Origin of the sequence: Streptomyces sp. NRRL S-455, from assembly GCF_000717875.1 — a bacterium.
Taxonomy (GTDB): Bacteria; Actinomycetota; Actinomycetes; order Streptomycetales; family Streptomycetaceae; genus Streptomyces.
The window spans coordinates 184,122-203,926 of sequence record NZ_JOCT01000002.1; the positions used below are offsets into that span (position 1 = coordinate 184,122).

At 71.7% G+C, this 19,805-nt stretch carries 25 protein-coding genes; 16 read left to right on the top strand and 9 right to left on the bottom strand.

What is annotated here, in order from left to right; genetic code table 11:
• Nucleotides 1-17: 17 nt before the first annotated feature.
• Entirely contained in the window at nucleotides 18-989 is a 972-nt protein-coding gene (locus IE97_RS0103405) for an LLM class F420-dependent oxidoreductase (protein ID WP_030230620.1), read from the top strand.
• Here the strand turns inward: IE97_RS0103405 and IE97_RS39770 are convergent.
• Nucleotides 886-1,575, bottom strand: coding sequence for a hypothetical protein (locus tag IE97_RS39770; RefSeq protein WP_078603073.1), 690 nt, complete (start codon nucleotides 1,573-1,575; stop codon nucleotides 886-888). The two genes, IE97_RS0103405 and IE97_RS39770, sit on opposite strands and share 104 nt — an antisense overlap.
• A 157-nt stretch (nucleotides 1,576-1,732) precedes the next feature.
• Here IE97_RS39770 and IE97_RS0103410 point away from each other — a divergent pair, with 157 nt between their 5' ends.
• Complete coding sequence (locus IE97_RS0103410) at nucleotides 1,733-2,773, top strand: hypothetical protein (protein WP_030230622.1); 1,041 nt, start codon at nucleotides 1,733-1,735, stop codon at nucleotides 2,771-2,773.
• A gap of 62 nt (nucleotides 2,774-2,835) precedes the next feature.
• The gene (locus IE97_RS0103415) at nucleotides 2,836-3,261 is read left to right on the top strand and encodes an SsgA family sporulation/cell division regulator (protein ID WP_030230625.1); all 426 of its coding nucleotides are present in this window, start codon (nucleotides 2,836-2,838) and stop codon (nucleotides 3,259-3,261) included.
• A gap of 70 nt (nucleotides 3,262-3,331) precedes the next feature.
• On the opposite strand, the gene IE97_RS0103420 is transcribed toward IE97_RS0103415, so the two are convergent.
• Nucleotides 3,332-3,829, bottom strand: coding sequence for a DUF6328 family protein (locus IE97_RS0103420; protein WP_030230627.1), 498 nt, complete (start codon nucleotides 3,827-3,829; stop codon nucleotides 3,332-3,334).
• A gap of 146 nt (nucleotides 3,830-3,975) precedes the next feature.
• On the opposite strand from IE97_RS0103420, the gene IE97_RS0103425 reads away from it, so the two are divergent.
• Nucleotides 3,976-4,314: a hypothetical protein gene (locus IE97_RS0103425; RefSeq protein ID WP_030230630.1), complete on the top strand. Its 339-nt coding sequence runs from the start codon at nucleotides 3,976-3,978 to the stop codon at nucleotides 4,312-4,314.
• 15 nt (nucleotides 4,315-4,329) lie between these two features.
• On the opposite strand, the gene IE97_RS0103430 is transcribed toward IE97_RS0103425, so the two are convergent.
• Nucleotides 4,330-5,313 (bottom strand): aldo/keto reductase, encoded by a 984-nt coding sequence (locus IE97_RS0103430; protein ID WP_030230633.1) that lies wholly within the window; start codon nucleotides 5,311-5,313, stop codon nucleotides 4,330-4,332.
• 322 nt (nucleotides 5,314-5,635) lie between these two features.
• Here IE97_RS0103430 and melC1 point away from each other — a divergent pair, with 322 nt between their 5' ends.
• Nucleotides 5,636-6,004 carry an apotyrosinase chaperone MelC1 gene (gene melC1, locus IE97_RS0103435; protein WP_030230636.1) on the top strand — a complete coding sequence of 123 codons (369 nt, stop codon included), beginning with the start codon at nucleotides 5,636-5,638 and terminating at the stop codon, nucleotides 6,002-6,004.
• Nucleotides 6,005-6,035: 31 nt separating this feature from the next.
• Nucleotides 6,036-6,857 (top strand): tyrosinase MelC2, encoded by an 822-nt coding sequence (gene melC2, locus IE97_RS0103440; protein ID WP_030230638.1) that lies wholly within the window; start codon nucleotides 6,036-6,038, stop codon nucleotides 6,855-6,857.
• Between the two features lie 19 nt (nucleotides 6,858-6,876).
• Here the strand turns inward: melC2 and IE97_RS0103445 are convergent, their stop codons facing one another.
• The gene (locus tag IE97_RS0103445) at nucleotides 6,877-7,578 is read right to left on the bottom strand and encodes a ribonuclease H family protein (RefSeq protein ID WP_030230641.1); all 702 of its coding nucleotides are present in this window, start codon (nucleotides 7,576-7,578) and stop codon (nucleotides 6,877-6,879) included.
• 48 nt (nucleotides 7,579-7,626) lie between these two features.
• A complete protein-coding gene (locus tag IE97_RS0103450; protein ID WP_030230643.1) occupies nucleotides 7,627-8,424 on the bottom strand; it encodes a VOC family protein in 798 nt (265 codons plus the stop codon).
• A 151-nt stretch (nucleotides 8,425-8,575) separates the two neighbouring features.
• Here IE97_RS0103450 and IE97_RS0103455 point away from each other — a divergent pair, with 151 nt between their 5' ends.
• The 3 genes from IE97_RS0103455 (at nucleotide 8,576) to IE97_RS0103465 (ending at nucleotide 11,601) form a co-directional block, all read left to right on the top strand.
• Nucleotides 8,576-9,583 (top strand): zinc-binding alcohol dehydrogenase family protein, encoded by a 1,008-nt coding sequence (locus tag IE97_RS0103455; RefSeq protein WP_199807025.1) that lies wholly within the window; start codon nucleotides 8,576-8,578, stop codon nucleotides 9,581-9,583.
• A 207-nt stretch (nucleotides 9,584-9,790) separates the two neighbouring features.
• A complete protein-coding gene (locus IE97_RS0103460; RefSeq protein WP_030230648.1) occupies nucleotides 9,791-10,693 on the top strand; it encodes an SGNH/GDSL hydrolase family protein in 903 nt (300 codons plus the stop codon).
• A gap of 17 nt (nucleotides 10,694-10,710) precedes the next feature.
• Complete coding sequence (locus tag IE97_RS0103465; protein WP_037843961.1) at nucleotides 10,711-11,601, top strand: aminoglycoside phosphotransferase family protein; 891 nt, start codon at nucleotides 10,711-10,713, stop codon at nucleotides 11,599-11,601.
• Nucleotides 11,602-11,656: 55 nt separating this feature from the next.
• Here IE97_RS0103465 and IE97_RS0103470 read toward each other — a convergent pair whose 3' ends face one another.
• Entirely contained in the window at nucleotides 11,657-12,139 is a 483-nt protein-coding gene (locus tag IE97_RS0103470) for a VOC family protein (protein WP_030230654.1), read from the bottom strand.
• Between the two features lie 292 nt (nucleotides 12,140-12,431).
• Here IE97_RS0103470 and IE97_RS0103475 point away from each other — a divergent pair, with 292 nt between their 5' ends.
• Both IE97_RS0103475 and IE97_RS0103480 read left to right on the top strand, forming a co-directional pair.
• Complete coding sequence (locus tag IE97_RS0103475) at nucleotides 12,432-13,073, top strand: ATP-dependent Clp protease proteolytic subunit (RefSeq protein WP_030230656.1); 642 nt, start codon at nucleotides 12,432-12,434, stop codon at nucleotides 13,071-13,073.
• Entirely contained in the window at nucleotides 13,073-13,675 is a 603-nt protein-coding gene (locus tag IE97_RS0103480; RefSeq protein WP_030230658.1) for a ClpP family protease, read from the top strand. Before IE97_RS0103475 ends, IE97_RS0103480 begins: the two co-directional genes overlap by 1 nt.
• 22 nt (nucleotides 13,676-13,697) lie before the next feature.
• Here the strand turns inward: IE97_RS0103480 and IE97_RS0103485 are convergent, their stop codons facing one another.
• Complete coding sequence (locus IE97_RS0103485; protein WP_030230662.1) at nucleotides 13,698-14,111, bottom strand: helix-turn-helix domain-containing protein; 414 nt, start codon at nucleotides 14,109-14,111, stop codon at nucleotides 13,698-13,700.
• A gap of 207 nt (nucleotides 14,112-14,318) precedes the next feature.
• Here IE97_RS0103485 and IE97_RS0103490 point away from each other — a divergent pair, with 207 nt between their 5' ends.
• The gene (locus IE97_RS0103490; protein WP_030230665.1) at nucleotides 14,319-15,206 is read left to right on the top strand and encodes an RNA polymerase sigma factor SigF; all 888 of its coding nucleotides are present in this window, start codon (nucleotides 14,319-14,321) and stop codon (nucleotides 15,204-15,206) included.
• Between the two features lie 165 nt (nucleotides 15,207-15,371).
• Here the strand turns inward: IE97_RS0103490 and IE97_RS0103495 are convergent, their stop codons facing one another.
• A complete protein-coding gene (locus IE97_RS0103495) occupies nucleotides 15,372-15,854 on the bottom strand; it encodes an ATP-binding protein (protein ID WP_030230668.1) in 483 nt (160 codons plus the stop codon).
• 182 nt (nucleotides 15,855-16,036) lie between these two features.
• On the opposite strand from IE97_RS0103495, the gene IE97_RS42385 reads away from it, so the two are divergent.
• From IE97_RS42385 to IE97_RS0103510, 3 genes are read left to right on the top strand one after another with little or no spacing between them, the layout of a single operon-like run.
• Nucleotides 16,037-16,177 carry a hypothetical protein gene (locus tag IE97_RS42385; protein ID WP_199807018.1) on the top strand — a complete coding sequence of 47 codons (141 nt, stop codon included), beginning with the start codon at nucleotides 16,037-16,039 and terminating at the stop codon, nucleotides 16,175-16,177.
• Nucleotides 16,174-16,758: a PRC-barrel domain-containing protein gene (locus tag IE97_RS0103505; RefSeq protein WP_030230670.1), complete on the top strand. Its 585-nt coding sequence runs from the start codon at nucleotides 16,174-16,176 to the stop codon at nucleotides 16,756-16,758. The genes IE97_RS42385 and IE97_RS0103505 overlap by 4 nt, the downstream gene beginning before the upstream one ends.
• Nucleotides 16,755-17,171, top strand: a complete 417-nt coding sequence (locus IE97_RS0103510; RefSeq protein ID WP_030230674.1) for a PRC-barrel domain-containing protein — start codon at nucleotides 16,755-16,757, stop codon at nucleotides 17,169-17,171. Before IE97_RS0103505 ends, IE97_RS0103510 begins: the two co-directional genes overlap by 4 nt.
• A 1-nt stretch (nucleotide 17,172) precedes the next feature.
• Here the strand turns inward: IE97_RS0103510 and IE97_RS0103515 are convergent, their stop codons facing one another.
• The gene (locus IE97_RS0103515) at nucleotides 17,173-18,324 is read right to left on the bottom strand and encodes a DUF6777 domain-containing protein (protein WP_234310553.1); all 1,152 of its coding nucleotides are present in this window, start codon (nucleotides 18,322-18,324) and stop codon (nucleotides 17,173-17,175) included.
• Nucleotides 18,325-18,501: 177 nt separating this feature from the next.
• Between IE97_RS0103515 and IE97_RS0103520 the strand changes: the two genes are divergently transcribed.
• Nucleotides 18,502-19,800, top strand: a complete 1,299-nt coding sequence (locus IE97_RS0103520; protein WP_030230682.1) for a streptophobe family protein — start codon at nucleotides 18,502-18,504, stop codon at nucleotides 19,798-19,800.
• Nucleotides 19,801-19,805: the final 5 nt, after the last annotated feature.

Sequence of the window (19,805 nt, forward strand, 5' to 3'; positions counted from 1 at the left end):
CAGGGGACCCGGCGACTATGGTGCAAATCGGATACACGATGATGACCGAACAGGCCGGCCCCCGTGACCTCGTCGACCATGTGGTGCGGGCCGAGGAGGCGGGCTTCGACTTCTCGGTGACCTCCGACCACTACTTCCCGTGGCTGCGCTCGCAGGGTCACTCGCCCTACGCGTGGGCCGTGCTCGGTGCGGCCGCCCAGGCCACGTCACGTATCCCGCTGATGACGTACGTGACGTGCCCCACGTTCCGCTACCACCCGGCGGTGGTGGCGCAGAAGGCGGCGACGCTGCAGCTGCTGTCGGAGGGCCGGTTCCGGCTGGGACTCGGCTCCGGCGAGAACCTCAACGAGCACGTGGTGGGCGGCGGCTGGCCCTCCGTCGACGTACGGCACGAGATGTTCGAGGAGGCCGTGGAGATCATCCGTGCCCTCTTCAAGGGCGGACACGTCAATCACCGCGGCACCCACTTCGACGTGGAGTCGGCCCGGTTGTGGGACCTGCCGGACGAGGCGCCGCCCATCGGTGTCGCCGTCTCCGGGGAGCGGTCGTGCGAACTCGCGGGCCGGCTCGGAGACCTGGTGATCGCCACGGAGCCCAAGGCGGGCCTGCTGGAGGCGTTCGACCGGCACGGCGGCGAGGGCAAGCCCCGGGTGGGCCAGCTGCCCGTGTGCTACGACCCGGACCGGGACGCGGCCGTCAAGCGCGCGCACTCCCAGTTCCGCTGGTTCGGCAGCGGCTGGAAGGTGAACTCGGAGCTGCCGCACCCGGATTCCTTCGAGGCTGCGACGCAGTTCGTCACTCCCGACGACGTGGCCGACGCCATCCCGTGCGGTGACGACCCGGAGGCGTTCGTCGAGGCGGTCCGCCCGTACGCCGAGGCCGGTTTCACCGAGGTCGCCCTGGTCCAGATCGGCGGCGAGTCCCAGCCGGCGTATCTGGACTGGTCGGAGAAGACCCTGCTGCCGGCTCTGCGGGACGCGTTCGGCTGAGGTCCTCCGCCAACGTCTCCATGGCCTGTTCCACCAGTTGAGCCCTCCGCTCCGGGGGGCTCTTCTTCACGAGCGCGCTGATCCGCTGCGCCTCCTCGGTGGTGGGCTGGAGCCCGGTCAGCAGCACGGGCAGCACCAGGCGCCGCACGAGCACTTCGCTCTCGGAGGTGACCTGGGGTCTGCGTACCACCGAGACGCTGACCCGGATCGCGTGTTCGTTGCCCGGCGGGGCGCCCGGCCGGTCCGTCTCGATGGCTGCGTAGCGGAATCCGTGCGCCAGGTCGCAGGCCGGGCAGCCGATGGGGCCACGCGCGAGCCGGTCACCGCAGTCGGGGCACACGAGTCGGTCGAGGGCGGCGTCCACCACCCGCCAGTCGTGCCGCTCGGGTTCGGCCGCGACCATTTCGGCCAAGATCCTCTCCTCGCCGCCGGTGGCGTCCCAGTGCCGCAGGAAGGCCGCCCACTCCCCCTCGACGATGGCGTCCACCAGCTCACGGCATGCGGTGCACGCGGGGGCGCCGCCGTACTCGTATCCGCCGCACCGTGTGCAGCGGCGCAGCGGCGTACCGACCTCGGGTCGCACCATGTCGCGCATCCTCGCGCATCCGTCACCGGTGGGGAAACGATTTACGGTCAGGGGCGGCGCGGGCGGTGAACGGCGAGGTCAGCGGGTGCCGATAGGCTTCCGACCGCACTTCGTGACGTCGTGCAGCCCGATCCGCACCCTCCCGGGAGAGTCGTCCGTGACCGTTGCCCTCACTCCGCCCGAGACGTCCCCCGCGCCCGACGCGCCCGTCTCCGACCTGATCGCGCGGGACGCGCGGGAGTTCGGGGTGTACGCCCGGACCGGGGGGTGGGCCTTCGGGCTGAAGGTGGCGCGCAGTGTCCGGCCCGGCGGGCAGAGCGCTGACGAGACACCGAAGGTTTCCGCGAAGTATTTCGCGGAGCTCGCCGGGTGCTCCCCGGAGCGTGTCATGCGCTACTACAAGGCGTGGGACCGGGCGGCCGACGACGGTCTGGTCCCGCAGTTCGAGGCCCTGACGCCGGGTCAGGACGTGGAGCTGCCGGACGCCGACGTGTGGCTCAGCTACTACGTCTCACGCGACAGCGCCACGTCGGAGCGCGGCACCGCCATCTCCGAGGCCGCCGCGGCGGAGGGAATCCGGCCCACGAAGGCGCTGGAGGTCGCGGAGAACCCCACCGCCCTGCGTGCCGCGATCCTCGCCGACCCCTCCACCGCCCGTGCCGCCCGCCAGGCCCTGCTGGACCGGGTCCGCCAGGACCCGGATCTCCAGGCCGAGCTGGCCCGTGACGTCGTGCGCACCGACGAGCTGAAGAAGGCCGTCGCCGGCGAGAGCAGGGTGGCCGACCGCATCGGGTACGTGCGCCAGATCGCCGAGTCGGGGCAGATCAAGACGCCCGCCGGGCAGACGGTCGATGCGCCGGCCGACCTCCGTCAGGAGGCCGAGCGCCACCTGTCGCTCATCGACGAGCTGGACGACGGCGAGGACTCCGGTGAGTGGGCCGCCGAGGCGTACGACACCATGAAGTCCCTCGTGGTCGAGGCTGTGGAGACCGACCCCGGACTGCGGGTGCGGGAGCGGCGCACCAAGTTCTACAACAGCCTCCAGAAGGCGACGAAGGTGTTCGAGGAGCTGACCTTCGACGACGCCGGGGAGTTCTACGAGGACGACATGGTCGAGCGTCTGGAGGAGCTCCAGCGGGCCGTGGCCGTCTGCATCGAGTCCCTGCGCGGGGTCCGCGGGAATCACCCGGAGGGCTGAGCATTTCGCGAGAATCGGGGGTACTAGAGGGCTCTACGTCGGTTCTTCCCGGAGGCCCTCTCGTGAACTCGTTCGTCCACAAGACCCTGGTGGTGCAGCTGCAGTCGGGTGGCACGGACCGTTTCTCCGTGCTCGCCCACCTGAGCTACGACACGACGGACCCGTTCGCCGTCACGGTCGTCTTCAGCCACGACGGCCGCGTACTCGCCCGGTGGCAGCTGGACCGGGAGATGCTCGGTGACGCGCTGCGGCGTCCCGTCGGGGTGGGGGACGTGCGGATGCGTCCCGAGTCGCGGGGCGTGTGGCGGGAGCTGCGCATGGAGTTCCTCGGTGACGCCCGGCCCGACGGCGGCCGTCACCACGCGGTGGTGTTCGCGTGGGCCCCGGCGTTCGCGGCGTTCCTCCGGGAGACCCACGAGCTGGTCCCGCCGGGCCGCGAGGAGGTCCACGTGGACGACTTCCTCGCGGATGTCATCGCGGGGGGCTGACGCGCCGGCGGGCCGGGGAGCCGCACTCGCGCGGAGGGCTCGCCCCGGCCGTGCCGGTGCGGGCTGCCCGTCACTCCGACGTGTGGCGGTACCGGGCCCACAGCGGCAGGACGAACCAGCACAGCAGATACCAGCAGACCACGCCGGCGACCAGGTAGGGCACGAAGCCGTCGCGCGTCGCCACCCGCAGGATCAGCAGCAGTGAGGCGGTCGTCGTGGCGAGCAGCAGCACGAGGCCGAGCAGGGTCAGCCGGGAGGCGAGCCGTACCGCCTGGGGTTTGATGCGCCGCCCGGAGACGAGGCGGTGCAGGGACACCGGTCCGATGAGGGCCCCGGTCGCGCACGCGCCGAGGACGACCGTGACCATGTAGATCGTCTGGTCCGTGCCGGTCAGGTCGTCGTACTTCTCGGTGAACACCACGGTGAGCAGGAAACCGAACAGGATCTGCACGCCCATCTGGGCGACACGGACCTCCTGGATGAGCTCCTGCCACATCCGGTCCGCTCTCTCGTCCTCGGTCTCGTCGCGCCCCCGGCGCCTGATCCCGCCCTCTGCCGCGTTCGCCACTGTTCCTCCCCGGTGTGAGCCGAAGTGCTTCCCTCACGCGTATTCCCCGAAAGCCGCTGTCGTCCCGGCCACGCGGCGGTTTGAGCGATCAGCGGACGGTTACACGGACGGCGACCTGACGCACAGCTCAAGGAGGTCGTGGACGCATGTCCGGTACGCAGCTCACCGTGACGCTCAGCGGCGGGGGCGCCGATGACGCCCGCGCGGTCGTGCGGGCCCTGGAAGGCACGTTCGGTGCGCCGGACGAGCTTCCCGCCGACGAGAACGCGACGGTGCACATGGCGACCTTCGACGGCGACACGGACGCCGGGAGCGCCCGGGAGGGCGCCGAGCGCCTGTCGGCGCCGGTCACCGTCACCGTGCAGGGCTCCCCGGAGGCCGTGCGGCGGGCGAGCGACACGCTCACCCGGGCCTTCACCGCCCGCGACGACGGTGTCGCGTCCGGCGACCAGGAGCAGGAGAGGCAGCTGCTCCTGGTGCCGTGAGCGGAGCCAGGGGCTCTACCAGCGGGATTCCACCTGATCCTTGATTCGCCGGTCGTAAAGGTCGCGGATCGCCGTCATCGTCTCGCCGGGCAGCTCCGGCAGGCGGGCGGCGGCCGCGTTGGCGCGGGCCTGCTCGGGTGAGCGGGCACCGGGGATCACGGTGGTCACACCGGACTGCTCGATGATCCAGCGCAGCGCGAGCTGGGCGGGGGTGTATCCCTCGGGGGCGAGCGCGGCGAACTCGGCGGCGGCCTCGACGCCGGTGACGTAGTCGACGCCCGAGAAGGTCTCGCCCACGTCGAAGGACTCGCCGTGCCGGTTGTAGGTGCGGTGGTCGTTGGCGGGAAAGACCGTCTCCCGGGTGTACTTGCCCGACAGCAGACCGGAGGCCAGCGGGACGCGGGCGATGATGCCGACGCCCGCCTCGCGGGCGGCCGGGAGCACCTCGCGCAGGGGCTTCATGCGGAACGGGTTGAGGATGATCTGCACGCTCGCCACGCCCGGCCGGGCGATCGCGGTCAGTGCCTCCGCGCAGGTCTCGACGCTGACGCCGTAGGCGGCGATGCGCTCCTCCTCGACCAGGGTGTCGAGGGCGTCGAACACCTCGTCGGTGGAGTAGACGGGCGTCGGCGGGCAGTGCAGCTGCACCAGGTCGACACGGTCGACGCCGAGGTTGCGCCGGGAACGGTCGTTCCACGCGCGGAAGTTGTCGAGCACGTAGTTCTCGGGGATCTGGTCGACCCGGCGGCCCATCTTGGTGGCGACCAGGACGTGCAGGTCCGGCCTGCCGCTGAGGAACGCGGCGATGGTCTGCTCGCTGCGGCCGTCGCCGTACACGTCGGCGGTGTCGAAGAAGGTCACCCCGGACTCGGCCGCCGTCTCCAGCACCGTGAGGGCGTCCTTGTCGTCGACGTCGCCCCAGTCGGCACCCAGCTGCCACGTACCGAGACCGACGACGGAAGCGTGCTGACCCGACCTGTCGAATGTGCGCTCGTCCATGAGGCCCAGTCTGTCATCCGTGGTGCCGGGGGTGTGGTGTGCCCGCACCGCGAAAGATCGCGCCAGTTTCGTGGCGTGACGCGCACCACGAGCAGCGGAGCGCGCGGGGAGAAACGACCGCGACATCACCCTCCCCCGGCGGAATTTCCCCTTCCGCGTCCACGCGCGCACCCCGGACGGCAAGATCATCTTGGTTCAACCTTGCACGACATAAGGGGAATTGCCCGGATCACAGCCAACCGGCTCGCGGGGATTTCTCCCGGTACCGGAGGCGGCGGTAGGCATGCGGGGCCATCAGCCGAACGAACCCCGGGAGATCCGTATGCCGGAACTCAGCCGTCGCCGTGCGCTCACCGCCGCGGCCGTCCTCGCCACGTCCGCGGGAACGCTGCCGGGGATCACCCCGGCCGCAGCAGCCGGGCACCACGACTCCCCCGGAGCCTTCGACGAGGTCTACAGGGGCCGCCGGATACAGGGCCGGCCGGCCACCGGAGCCGGTCACCAGCACCACGGTGCCGGATACACGGTCCTCGTCGACGGCGTGGAGCTGCATGTGATGCGCAACGCCGACGGCACCTGGATCAGCGTCGTCAGCCACTACGACCCGGTGGCCACCCCGCGCGCCGCCGCCCGCGCCGCCGTCGACGAACTGCAGGGCGCGCCCCTGCTCCCCTTCCCCGCCGTCAACTGACCTGCCCCAAAGGCACCTGGAGCGCCCGCACATGACCGTCCGCAAGAACCAGTCCGCCCTGACCGCCGACGAGAAGCGGCGTTTCGTCGCCGCCCTCGTGGAGCTGAAGCGCAGCGGCCGTTACGACGAGTTCGTCACGACGCACAACGCGTTCATCGTCTCCGACACCGACGACGGCGAGCGGACGGGGCACCGCTCGCCGTCCTTCCTGCCCTGGCACCGGAGATTCCTCCTGGAGTTCGAGCGGGCGCTGCAGGCGGTGGACGCGTCGGTGGCCCTGCCGTACTGGGACTGGACCGTCGACCGTTCGCCGCGCGCCTCGCTGTGGGCGCCCGACTTCCTCGGCGGGACCGGACGCGAGCGCGACGGCCGCGTGCCGGACGGGCCGTTCGCCGCCGCCGGCGGCAACTGGCCGATCAACGTACGGGTCGACGGCCGTACGTTCCTGCGGCGCACCCTCGGTTCCGGGGGACGCACGCTGCCGACGGCGGCCGAGGTCGAGTCGGTGCTGTCGATGCCGACGTACGACATGGCGCCCTGGAACAGCGCCTCGGACGGTTTCCGCAACCACCTCGAAGGGTGGCGGGGTGTCAATCTGCACAACCGGGTGCACGTCTGGGTCGGCGGGCACATGGCCACCGGGGCCTCCCCCAACGACCCGGTGTTCTGGCTGCACCACGCGTACGTCGACAAGCTGTGGGCCGAGTGGCAGCGCCGGCACCCGGGCTCCGGCTATCTGCCGGTCGCTGGCACGCCGAACGTGATCGACCTGAACGAGACGATGCGGCCGTGGCACGACACGAGTCCGGCTGATCTGCTGGACCACACGCCGCACTACACGTTCGACGTCTGACCGGAACCGAACCGGCCGGTCAGACGGTCGCCGCCGTCCGGCACTCCGGGTGGCCCCAGCCGACGTCATTCTTGGCGATGGGCTCGCCCGCGGCGTAGGAGCGGCCGCAACTGCAGCGGCCGGGGAACTTCGCCTTGATGGTGCGCGACGAGGTCTTCTTCGTGGTGCGCGCCGTCCCGCCGCGCGACCGGGAGCGCGGGGCCTTGACCGGGGTGTCCGGGGCGGGCGGCGGCTCGGGCGAACCGAGCTCGCTGCCCGCGGGCTCCTGGACGGTGGCGGCCTGGCTGGCGGCGCGGTCGGCGAAGTCGTTGAGCCGGTCACCGTCGACCTGGTGGGCGGGCACGTAGCGGAACTCGACCGAGCGGCCGTCCAGCAGCTCGTCGATGCGCACGACGAGGTCCTGGTTGGCGACCGGCTTGCCGGCGGACGTCTTCCAGCCGTTGCGCTTCCAGCCGGGCAGCCAGGTCGTCACGGCCTTCATCGCGTACTGCGAGTCCATCCGGACCTCGAGCGGCACGCCGGGGTCGGTCGCGGTCAGCAGACGCTCCAGCGCGGTGAGTTCCGCGACGTTGTTGGTGGCCTTGCCGAGCGGCCCGGCCTCCCAGCGCACCGGGCTCTCGGATGCGTCGGCGACGACCCAGGCCCAGCCCGCGGGCCCGGGGTTTCCCTTCGAAGCCCCGTCACACGCGGCCACAACACGTTCAGACATGAGGCCGATCATGCCATGGCCGCACGGGCGGCCCGGCCGGGAGGGCCGGAGACCCCCTGGCTAGGACACGTCGGTCAGCTTCGGCATGTCGCCCTCGGTCGTCGTGGTGTCGATCACCGAGAAGTTCGCGCCCTGCGGATCGCTCAGGGACGCGAACCGTCCGAAGGGGGTGGTCATCGGGCCGAACCGCAGCACACCGCCCAGCTTGGCGGCCTTCGCCACGGCCTCGTCGCAGTCGTCGACGGCGAAGTACACGTTGATGTACGGCGGCATCTCGGGCGGGAACTCCCCGGTCATCTTCATCCGGCCCAGCACGCTGCGTTCACCCAGGTCGTAGACCCGGAAGTCCATCTCATCGTGCTCCATGTCCCGCTGCCGGTAGGAGAAGACGGCAGGGAAGAACGCGTCGGACTTCTCGGGCTCGCGGGTGAAGACCTCGGCCCAGGTGTAGGCGCCCGGCTCGGCCATCACCTCGAAGCCCTCGTGGGTGCCCGCCTGCCAGACGCCGAAGACCACGCCGCCGGGGTCGCGGGCCAGGCACATGCTGCCGAAGTCGGCGACCTGCATCGGCTCCATCAGCACCTCGCCGCCGTTGTCGCGGATCCGGGCGGCGGTGGCGGCGGCGTCCTCGGCGGCGATGTACAGGCACCACTGCGACTGGCCCTCCTGCCCGGGCATGGGCGGGACGACCGCGGCGGCCGCCTTGCCGTTCGCGTACGCCTGGGTGTAGTTGCCGTACTCCGCCGACGCCTCGGCGAAGGTCCAGCCGAGGACGTCTCCGTAGAAGCTCTTGGCGCCTTCGAGGTCGCTGAACATCGCGTCGGCCCAGCACGGGGTTCCTTCGGGTTGCACGGCCATGACTACGACCCTCTCGAGATGAGCGAATAGTCCGTTTCCTCACGCTAGTCACCCGCGGGCCTGCCCGCGCGCCGAGCGGATGGTTCCGTCGCAGACTGGGCGGGGAGGGCACCTCGGTGGGACGAGGAGCGACGGCATGGCGGACGGGACGATGCGCGCGTGGTCGGTGGTACGGCCGGGTCCGGTCGAGGAGGGATCCCTGCGGCCGGTCGGGAAACCGGTGCCCGTGCCCGAGGACGACGAGCTGCTGGTGCGGGTGCGCGTCTGTGGTGTCTGCCGCACCGACCTGCATGTCACCGAGGGCGACCTGCCCGTGCACCGGCTGGGCGTCACGCCCGGTCACGAGGTGGTGGGCGAGCTGGTGGGGGCGGGTGCGGCGGTGCGCGGCTTCGAGGCGGGCTGCCGGGTCGGCGTGGCCTGGCTGCGCCGCACGGACGGCGGCTGCGCGTACTGCGCGCGCGGCGCGGAGAACCTCTGTCCCCGCTCCGAGTACACGGGCTGGTACGCCGACGGCGGTTACGCGGAGTACACCACCGTGCCGGCCGCCTTCGCGTACCGGCTGCCGGAGGACGTCCCGGACGTGGCGCTGGCACCCCTGCTGTGCGCGGGCATCATCGGCCACCGCGCTCTGCGACGGGCCGCGCTGCCACCCGGCGGGCGGCTCGGGCTGTACGGCTTCGGGGGCAGCGCCCATCTCTGCGCGCAGGTGGCGGTCGCCGAGGGAGCCACCGTGCACGTCATGACGCGCGGTGCGGACGCCCGGCGGCTGGCGCTGGAGCTGGGCGCCGCCTCCGCGCAGGACGCGTACGCGGAGCCGCCCGAGCCGCTGGACAGCGCGATCCTGTTCGCGCCGGTGGGCGAGCTGGTGCCGATCGCACTGCGTGCCCTCGACCGGGGCGGTGTCCTGGCGATCGCGGGCATCCACCTCACGGACACACCGCCGCTGCACTACGAGACCGAGCTGTTCCACGAGAAGCAGCTGCGCAGCGTCACCGCCAACACGCGCGCGGACGGCCGCGAGTTCCTGTCCCTGGCGGCGAGGTACGGAGTACGCGCGACGACGCACCGGTATCCCCTGTCGCGGGCCGCGGAGGCACTCGGTGATCTCAAGGCGGGGCGGTTCGACGGGGCGGCGGTGCTGGAGAACGACTGGACGTGAGGAGGCTCGCGTCAGGACGTGGCGCAGGCCCCGGAAGGCCGGGCCGGCCGCTCGCGGCCGACCGGGCCTGACCGGTCGTCAAGTCGTCGGTCACGGCTGCATGTCATCGGCCACGGTCGCATGTCAATGGCCGACCCGCGTCTTCCGCTCCGGCCGGTGCCGTGCTTGCCTGGGGAGCCGTTTCGCCGACCGGGGCGGGAGTTGCGTATGCGCGGACCGTGGATCGTGGGAATGCTGGTGGCGGGGCTGCTGCTCGGTGCGTGCGGCGATCCGTCCTCCGGCCCGCAGGCGCCTCCGCCGTCCTCCCCGGCCGTGTCCGCCACGACCCACCAGCGGGCTCCCGCCTCACCCAGTGCCCGCACGCCCGTGAAGGCGCCCAGGGTGCTGTACCTCGGCGACTCGCTCGCCATGGAGAACCAGAAGGTCCTGGGCCGGGAACTGCGCCGCGAGCTGCGGGCCGGGTACACGAGCGCCCCCTACTCGGGCACCACCTTGTGCGACTACCTGGAGGGCACCGCGGAGCGATCGCTCGTACCGGCACGGGACAAGGCGGCCGCCCTGGTGCGATCACTGCGGCCGGACTTCGTGGTGCTGCAGTTCTGGGGCAACGCCTGGGACTTCACCTGGTGCATGGACGGCATCACGTACGACGCGTCCCGGGAGAAGTACTTCGAGCGGTACGAGGCCGACGCGCACCGGCTCGTCGAGCAGATCACCGCGGCCGGCGGATCCCGCCGGCCGCGGATCGTGTGGGTGCTGCAGGGGCCGGACCCGATCACGCCCGACCGGGTGCGGCGGGTGAACGGGCTGTACGAGCGGCTGGCCGCCGCCTCGGACGACATCGTCGCCGATGCCGGGAAGACGGTGAGCCCGGCCCCGGACCGCTACGCCTGGACGCAGTACCTGCCCTGCACCGCCCACGAGCGCGCCCACCCCGACTACTGCACCCAGCCGGGCCGCGGACGGACGGCCCTGCACCGCGACGACGACTACCTGCACTTCTGCCTGGCGCCCACCACGTCCACGCCGAAGCCCTGCCCGGTCCGCTCCCCCGGCATCCTGCGCATCGCCCGGGAGATCACCAAAACCATTCGACAGTCGGCGCCCTGACCGCTCGAATGGGCGCCATGTGCGCGGTGCGAATGCATGAGGACGAGGTGGACATCGACGTCTCGCTCGTCGGCCGGCTGATCGCGTGGCGGTTCCCGCAGTGGGCGGGGCTCCCCCTGCGGCGCCTCGCGTCCTCCGGAACCGAGAACGCCATGTTCCGCCTCGGTGCGGACAAGGTCGTGCGACTCCCCCGGCATCCCCGGGCCGTCGAGGCGATCGACCACGAACTGCGCTGGCTGCCGCGGCTGGGACCGGGCCTGCCCGCCGCCGCGCCGGAGCCTCTGGGGCGGGGCGAGCCCGGCGCGGACTTCCCGTGGCCTTGGGCGGTGTACCGCTGGCTGGACGGCCGCAACCCGGTCCCGGGTGAGCTCGGGGAACCCGAGCTGCTCGCCGGGGACCTGGCGGCCTACGTCACGGCCCTGCGCCGGATCGACCCGGCGGGAGGCCCGACCGGCTACCGGGGCGTGCCTCTGGTGGCCCGGGACCCGTTCCTGCGGGACGCGCTCGCGCAACTGGCGGGGCGGGTCGACACCGAGGCGGTGACGGCGGTGTGGGAGGAGGCCCTGCGCGCCCCGGAGTACGCCGGTCCGCCGCTCTGGGCGCACGGCGACCTGATGGCCGGGAACTTGCTGGTCGCGGGTGGACGGCTGACCGGCGTGATCGACTACGGCACGGTGGGGGTGGGCGATCCCGCGGTCGACCTCATCGCCGCCTGGTGTCTGCTGCCCGTTGAGGCCCGTGGTGTCTTCCGCGAGGCCATCGGCGTGGACGAGGCCGAGTGGGCCCGGGGACGGGGCTGGGCCCTGTCGATCGCGGTCATCGCGCTGCCGTACTACTGGGAGACGAACCCGCCGGTCGCGGCGAACTCCCGGCATGTCATCAGGGAGATCCTGGCCGAGGCGGCGTAGGGGGCCGTCCGTCCTCGCGGGCGAGGACGGACGGCCCCTCGTCTTCGGGGGTACGTCACTCGCCCGCGTACGCCTTCTCCAGGGCGGCGATGTCGAACTTGCCCATCGCCATGAACGCCTGGGTCACGCGGGCCGCCCTCGCCGGGTCCGGGTCGGAGACCATCTCGTCGAGCCGGTCCGGGACGACCTGCCAGGACAGGCCGTACCTGTCCTTGAGCCAGCCGCAGGGTCCGGGCTCGCCGCCGTTCTCGGTGAGCTTGGCCCAGTAGTAGTCGATCTCCTCCTGGTTCTCGCAGTAGATCATGAAGGAGGTCGCCTCGGTGAAGGTGAACTGGGGTCCGCCGTTCAGCCCGAGGAACTTGTGGCCGTTGGCCGTGAACTCGACGGTCATCACGCTGCCGGCGGGCTGGAGTGCTCCCTCGGGGTAGCGGGCGACCTTGCCGACGCTGGAGTTCTTGAAGATCGAGACGTAGAAGTGGGCGGCCTCCTCGGCCTGGCCGTCGAACCAGAGACATGTGGTGAAGCCGTCGGATGCCATGAGTACCTCCCGGAGCGTGAATCGCTGTCATCCATGTCGACCGGCCCACGCCGCGAAACTCATCGGTCGGGCGGGACACACTTCGCGGCGACGGAGGGGCCCGGCCTGCCGGCGGGTGATGTGCGGGCGTTCTTCGGCCAGTTGCGCGAAAGGCCTGAGCCCGCGCGCTCCGCCGGTAGCGGATCTGCCCAGGGCAGAGAAACCGCCTGCGGGCGTCGTCCGCGGCCAAGAGTGGAGTCGACGGCACGTCCGCGGTCTGTCCGCGGCACTTGCGCCACGACGAGGAGAACCGATGACCGCACTCACGACACTCGCCCCGCGGGCGGAGGAGGGCGACACCCCTCCGACCCGCTTCGACGACCATCTCGCCGCCCAGCTGCTCGCCCAGCGCATCGTGCTGCTGGGCACCCAGGTCGACGAGGTCTCCGCGAACCGGGTCTGCGCCCAGCTGCTGATCCTATCCGCCGAGGACCCGCGCACCGACATCAGCCTGTACATCAACAGCCCGGGCGGCGCGGTGCACGCGGGCCTCGCCATCTACGACACGATGCGGCTCATCCCCAACGACGTCTCCACTCTGGCCATGGGCTTCGCGGCCAGCATGGGCCAGTTCCTGCTCAGTGTCGGCGCGCCGGGCAAGCGCTACGCCCTGCCGAACGCGCGCATCATGATGCACCAGCCGTCGGCCGGCATCGGCGGCACCACCGCCGACATCGAGATCCAGGCGGAGAACCTGGAGCACACCAAGCGGACCATCGAGCGGATCACCGCCGAGCACACGGGCCAGAGCCCGGAGACCATCTCCAGGGACGGGGACCGCGACCGCTGGTTCACGGCCGAGGAGGCCAGGGAGTACGGCATGGTGGACCAGGTCGTGGAGTCCCTCACGGACGTCCGCCCGGCGGCCGCCCGGCGCAGGATGGGGCTTCAGTGATGGGGACTTACACGATTCCGAACGTCGTGGAGCGGACCCCGCAGGGCGAGCGGTCGTACGACGTGTTCAGCCGGCTGCTGTCGGAACGGATCATCTTCCTGGGCACCGAGATCGACGACGGTGTCGCCAACGTCGTCATCGCGCAGCTCCTCCATCTGGAGTCGGCGTCACCGGAGAGCGAGATCGCGATCTACATCAACTCCCCCGGCGGCTCGTTCACTTCGCTGATGGCCATCTACGACACCATGACGTTCGTGCAGGCCCCGGTCTCCACGCTCTGTGTCGGGCAGGCGGCCTCCACGGCGGCGGTGCTGCTGGCCGGCGGGGATCCCGGACGGCGGTACGTCCTGGAGCACGCGCGGGTGCTGCTCGGGCAGCCGGCCACCGGGGGGCAGCGCGGCATGGTCTCCGATCTGGCGCTCCAGGCCAAGGAGATGGTGCGGATCCGCTCCCAGGTCGAGGAGGTCCTGGCCCGGCACACCCACCACGACGTGGCGACCCTGCGGGCCGACATGGACCGCGACAAGGTGTTCACCGCACAGGAGGCGGTGGGCTACGGGCTGGCCGACGAGGTGCTCAGCCGGCGTCTCGTGAAGGTCTGAGGCACCGGCCGGCCCACTCGGTTCAGGCAGCCAGGCACAGTCCGTCGTGCGACGACGGGGACGCCCCGCGACGGCTGCCGCCCGCGTACCACGAGGTGACGCGGGTCAGTTCGCCCTGCGCCCTCGCCAGCAGGTCGCCGAGGCCCAGGCCCAGGGCGCGGGCGGCGGCCGCGAGGACCTCCGAAGAGGCTTCCTTGCGGCCTCGCTCCACCTCCGAGAGGTACGGCACGGAGATCCGTGCCACGTCGGCGACGTCCTTCAAGGTGCGCTCCTGCGCCAGACGTTCGCGGCGCAGGACGTCACCGACCAGGTCGCGCCACAGGGGCTCCTTCGCGGCGGGAGCCGGGGAGGGCCGGCGCGGCGGGGCGCCGGCAGGCCGCGCGCCGTGCGGGCGCAGAGGAATGACTCGGGCTTCGTTCGGCACGTGGTAGCTCACCGCTCCAGCCTAGGAACCCCGTTCGCCAGGGGAAGGGCCCGGCGTTCCGCCCTGGGTGGAATCATCGGAACCACAGACTTCGGAACGGCTGGTTCCGCTCCCTTTCCGCCCCGCGTAAAGTCAGGGGGCATGGTGCGCGACCACCCGGGTACCCGCAACTCGGAAGGACCTAGGCAGATGTCCGCCGTGACTTTCGTGGGAGAGGTAATGGAGACCGCCGTGATCCGGTCGAAGGCACAGGCCGCCGAGCAGAACGCCGAGGCCGGCGCGGGTGACGCAGCACTGCCCGGAGTCGTGGACCCCCGGTCCGTGGCTCCGCGGGACGCCAGGGAGCTGTCCCGCCAGTTCTTCCAGCGCCTGACGGAACTCGAAGAGGGCACGCACGAGTACCAGTACGCGCGCAACACCCTGATTGAGATGAACATGTCGCTCGTACGGTTCGCGGCAGGCCGGTTCCGGGGCCGCGGTGACGACATGGAGGACATCGTCCAGACCGGCATGATCGGCCTGATCAAGGCCATCGACCGGTTCGAGCTGTCGCGCGAGGTCGAGTTCACCTCCTTCGCGCTGCCGTACATCGTCGGCGAGATCAAGCGGTTCTTCCGGGACACGACGTGGGCGGTGCACGTGCCGCGGCGGCTCCAGGAGCTGCGGGTGGAGCTGGCCAAGGCCCGTGAGGAGCTCGCCAGCCGGCTGGACCGCGAGCCGACGGTCGCCGAACTGGCCACGCTGATGAACATCTCCGAGAAGGAGGTCGTCGAGGGGCAGATCGCCTCCAACGGCTACAACTCGTCCTCGCTGGACGCCGCGCTCACCGGCGACGGCCCGGAGGGCGGCGAAGCGGTCCTGGCCGACTTCATCGGCGTGGAGGAGGACGGTCTGCGGCTCGTCGAGGACTTCCACTCACTCGCCCCGCTGATGGCCGAGCTCAGCGAGCGCGACCGGCAGATCATCCACATGCGGTTCGTGGAGGAGGCCACCCAGGCGGAGATCGGTGAGCGGCTCGGCTGCTCCCAGATGCATGTCTCCCGGCTGATCAAGCGGATCATCACACGGCTGCGCGAAGGCATGCTGGGCGAGCTGGGCTGCGCCTGACACGGCCGGCGAGGACGGAACCAGCGGGTGCCGTCCCCTCTTCGGGGGCGGCACCCGCGCGTGTGTCCCGAGTGTGTCCGGGCGCAGTTGTCGCCGCGAACGACTGACCAGCGGACGGCACAAAGGCGGCCCGCCTGACATCACTCCCTGACGGCCCCGGACAGCCTATCCGCTGGTTGCGCTGGTTGCGCTGGTTCCGCTCTCGAGCGGCAGCACGGCGCGCACCCGCTTGCCCACCGGCACCCGTTCCACGTCGACCTCCTCCGCGAGCGCGTGGACGATCTCCAGACCGTGCCGCCCGATGCGCTCGGGATTGCGGGGAAAGATGCGAGGCAGTGAGGAGCTGCTGTCGTAGACCGACACGGTCACCGAGGTATCCGTCCCGACGAGCTCAAGGATGTACGGCCCGTTGCTGTGCCGGTCCGCGTTGGTGACCAGTTCGCTCACCACGAGCTGCACTGCGCCGTCGGCCCGGTCGTCGATGCGGGCACACCACTCGGTCCTGAGCTGGTCGAGAAAGAGCGCGGCGAAGGACCGCGCCTCGGCGATGCATCCCTGCTCGCCGGTGTAGTGTGCCGCCCGCCGAAGCGGTTCCACGGGCACGTCGAAACCAGTCGGTATCACTGCCCCGTCCAGGTGGTCGATCATGCGTTTCTCTCTGGGAAGCCGGACTGGCCGGACGCTCTGCACCAGTGCTCGTACCCCGAGCCGGGCTTCGCAGTCCTGACAGGTCCTCGGCCCGTCCCGCAGGGCATTGTCCCCCGTGCGCGGGGCACCCGGAAGTCAGGGGCCGGTCGAGGGCGACCGGCGCGGATCGCCGGAGGTGCGCGGTGGTCTGGTGGATGTGGCTGGTCATGGTGGTCGCGGCGCTCGCCGCCGTCACGGCGGTGACGCTCGCCGTGCAGGCCGGCCGGCGGTCGGGCACGGTCATCGCGGTCCGGCGCCGGCGCGGCGGGAAGGGCCTGCCATGAACGAACTGATGGCGGCGCGGAGCCTGACGACCCTGCCGGTGGTCACCCTGGGCGGCGAGGCGGTCGCGCAGATCAAGGACACCGTCTTCGATGCCGGGGCCGGGCGTATCACCGGCTTCACGCTCAGTGGCCGGGGCCTGCTGTCGGGCCCCCTGAAGCAGAGCCTGCCCTGGGCCGGGGTGCACGCGCTGGGCCATGACGCGGTCATGATCGCCGATGCCGGGGTCCTGGCGGAGACACCCGTCGTGGTGGCCCGCCGGGAGGCCCATCAGGGCCGGGTCCTGCACGCGCGGGTGCTGACCGACGAGGGCACAGCGGTCGGCACGGTCCTCGACGTGGTCGTCGAGGGCGGCACCAGCGGCCGGGTCGTGGGTTTCCGGATCGCCGCGGACAAGGCGCTGGTGCAGGGTTCGAGGCGCCGTCGGCACCGGGTCTACGTTCCGCGTGGCGAGACGCTCGCCGTCTCGGGCCGGGCGCTGGTCATCCCCGCGGACGCCACCCGCTACATCGCCGGCGACCTGCCGTCCTTCGCGGCCCGGGCCGGCGCCTTCCACGCGGGCCGGAAGGGGGCGCCGTCATGATGCTGTTCTCACAGGCCCGGGGTCTGCCGGTGCTGACGCTGGCCGAAGCGGAGGAGATCGGCGTCCTGAGGTCGCTGACGGTCGACGCCCCGTCGGGTGTGGTCACCCATGTCCGCGTGCGCGGCAGGCACCCCCGCAGGGAGACGGTGCTGGCCTGGGGCGCCCTGCACGCCGTGGGTCCGGACGCCGTGCTCGTCCGCTCGCCCACGGCCCCGGCCGAGGTACCGCCGCATCACGAACTGCCGGGTCTGAGGATCCTCTCCGAGACGGGCGACCAGCTCGGCACGGTCCAGGACGTCGTGTTCGAGCCGGAGACCGGCCGCATCGAGGCGGTCCGTACCGTCCACGGCGATCTTCCGGCCGACCGTCTGCTCGGGCTCGGCGAGTACGCCCTGGTGGTGCGCGCCGGCTGAGTCAGGATGCCGGGGCCTGCTCCGACGTTTCACCTCCGGGGCTGGTCCCCGTGTCGGTCCCGGTTTCACCCCCGGTGTCGTTCCCGGTCGGGGGCGGCGACTCGTCCGTCGGCGGCTCCGACGACGTCTCCGTGTCCGAGGTCGGCGGTTCGCTCGTGGGCGGCTGCGACGAGGTCGAGTCCGTCGGCGACGTCGGCGTGGGCACGGTCGCCGACGGGGACGCCCCGTCCGGCGGTTCGGTCTTGCGGTCCTTCTTGCCCGTGTCGCCCTTGTGACGCTCGAACCACTCGCCGTCGGGCTCGCACACGACGAAGACCTCGACGGGCTCCGGCGCGGGTGTGACCCTGACGATGCCCGACGACCTGTACCCCGGCCACTTGTCTCCGGTCGTCTTCGACGGGGTCCGCTGGGGGACCGGCGGGCTCAGCGGGTTGCCGCACGCGCAGCGCGCCCGGGGCACACCGCGGTCGTCGACGAGTACGGCCGTGCCGGCCTGGAGGACGGCCTGGTAGCTGGTGGCCCGGCCGTCCTTGTAGCCGTGGTTGGTGACCCAGGTGTCCATACGCAGCTGCACAGGGGTGAGCGAGCGCAGGTAGGCGGGAACGTCGGGCGGGTCGATGCGCTGGACCGAGGCGAACGCGCGCTGCTTGTCCGGGGTCTCCCTGAGGTACGTGATCTGCTTCTCCACGTCGCAGCTGGAGACGTTGCGGGTGCCGCCGTACAGGCCGGGCGTTCCGCCCCGCACGCCCCGGACGGTGTTCTGCGGCGCCGTTCCGGCGGGCGTGGGAGTGACCGGCGGGGCGGAGCTCTGCTCGGCCGTCGAGTCGGTGAACGGGTCCGGCCCGGTGTCCGCCGCCGGCTGAAGGAAGACCTCGCCGTCGGACGTGCTGGTGGCGCCGTCGGAGGCGCCGGTGCCGCCGTCGGACCGGGTGAACACCACGGCCAGGATCACGGCCACCACGACGGCGCCGGCGATCAGCGCGACACGGGGCGCGGAACCCCACCACGGGCGACGGGGCTCCGGCGACGTACCGCCGCCGCTGGGCGGCTCGGAGGGCGGCCCGCCGCCCCCCGACGGCGGCTGGGAGGGGCCGGACAGCGGGCCCGAGGGCGGCCCTGTGGGGCGGCCGGAGGACGGCGGTTCGACGCTCACGAGCTCTCTTCCCACGTGGTTCTCTGCGGCCTTCACACTCTTGGTGCGTTATGCACCGATGTACGCCGCTTGTTCCACTACGAGTTCATTGTGTGCCCCAGTCCCGTCTGCCCCGCAAGCCGACGCGGACGGACCTCCCGACGGGCGCCCGGCACCGGTGCTGCTTAGCGTGGCAGCGTGAGTTCGCGCACCCCCTTCGGCCAGGCTCGTACCTCCGGCGAGCGGGCGGTCGCCCGCCACGGCTGGGTGCACGCCCTCGTCACGGTGGTCGGCGGACTGCTCGCCATGGCGGTAGTGGCTTCGCTCGGACTGTGGGCGGCCGGGGCCGCGGATCTCCCGGACGGCGCGTTCGGACCCGTCGTCGCGGCCACGATGGTCACGGCCGTCGGGGGCACCGTGCGGCTCTCCGGGAGCGCCGGCGACCTCGCCGACACGCAGGCGGGCCTGACGGTGATCCCGTTGTCCGTCACGCTCACCGGGGCACTGGTGATCGCCTGGGGGTTCCTCCGGCCGTTGCGGCACCGCGCGGTCGCCGGTACCGCGGAGCTGGCCGGCTGGGCCGGCAGGATCGCTTCCCTGTGGCTTCTCGCGCTGATCGCATTGACGCTCGCCGCCCGCCACACCTTCGACATCTCGCTCGGTGACGACACGCTGGGTGAACTGGGGGACATCTTCGGCGCCTCGCCGAAGATCGGCTTCACCACCGACGTTCCGCTGTCCGTGTTCGTCGGCGTGGTGTGGCTGGCCGGTGTGCTGGTGCTGGCCCTGCTGGTGTCGCGCGGGGCGCCGCTGCCGGCCGGGCTGCTGCGCTTCCAGACGTCGGTGCGGCCGGCCGCTTACGCGATGGTCGCGCTGCTGCTGGCCTGCGTCGCCATCGGCGTGGTCATCGCCCTGGTCGTGGCGGCCACCAAGGGGCACGCCAGGGAGACGTTCGCGGTGATCCTGCTCGGCATGCCCAACCTGGTCTGGCTCGCGTTCACGATCGGCCTGGGAGCCACCTGGAACGGCCGGGTGGAGGGGCCGTTCGGACTGCCGATGCCGCATGTGCTCGACGAGGTGCTGCGCACCCCGGACATCTCCGAGCTCAACCTGCGGACGCTCTCCGAGTACGACGGCAGGGTGTGGTGGCTGCTGGTCGTGGACGTGGTGCTGCTGGTCGCCGCCGCGTTCGTGATGGCGGCCCGGTCACCGGCCCGGATCCGGACCTGGCAGCACGCCGTGCACATGGCGGTCGCCCTCATGCTGACCGTGTTCATGATCTGTCTGGTCGGGCGCATCTCCGCGCACTACGGCCTGTCCGTGCTCGGCCTCGGCGACCTGGGCGGTGGCCTGACGGGCGAGCTGTTCCTCAGGCCCAGGCTGTGGGGTGCGGTCGGTCTGGCGGTCCCGTGGGGGCTGGTCACCGGGTTCGCCGGGGCGCTCCTGGCACGGCAGGTACGGCGGCGGGGCGAGGTGCGCGCCGGGCAGGAGGGCTGACGCCG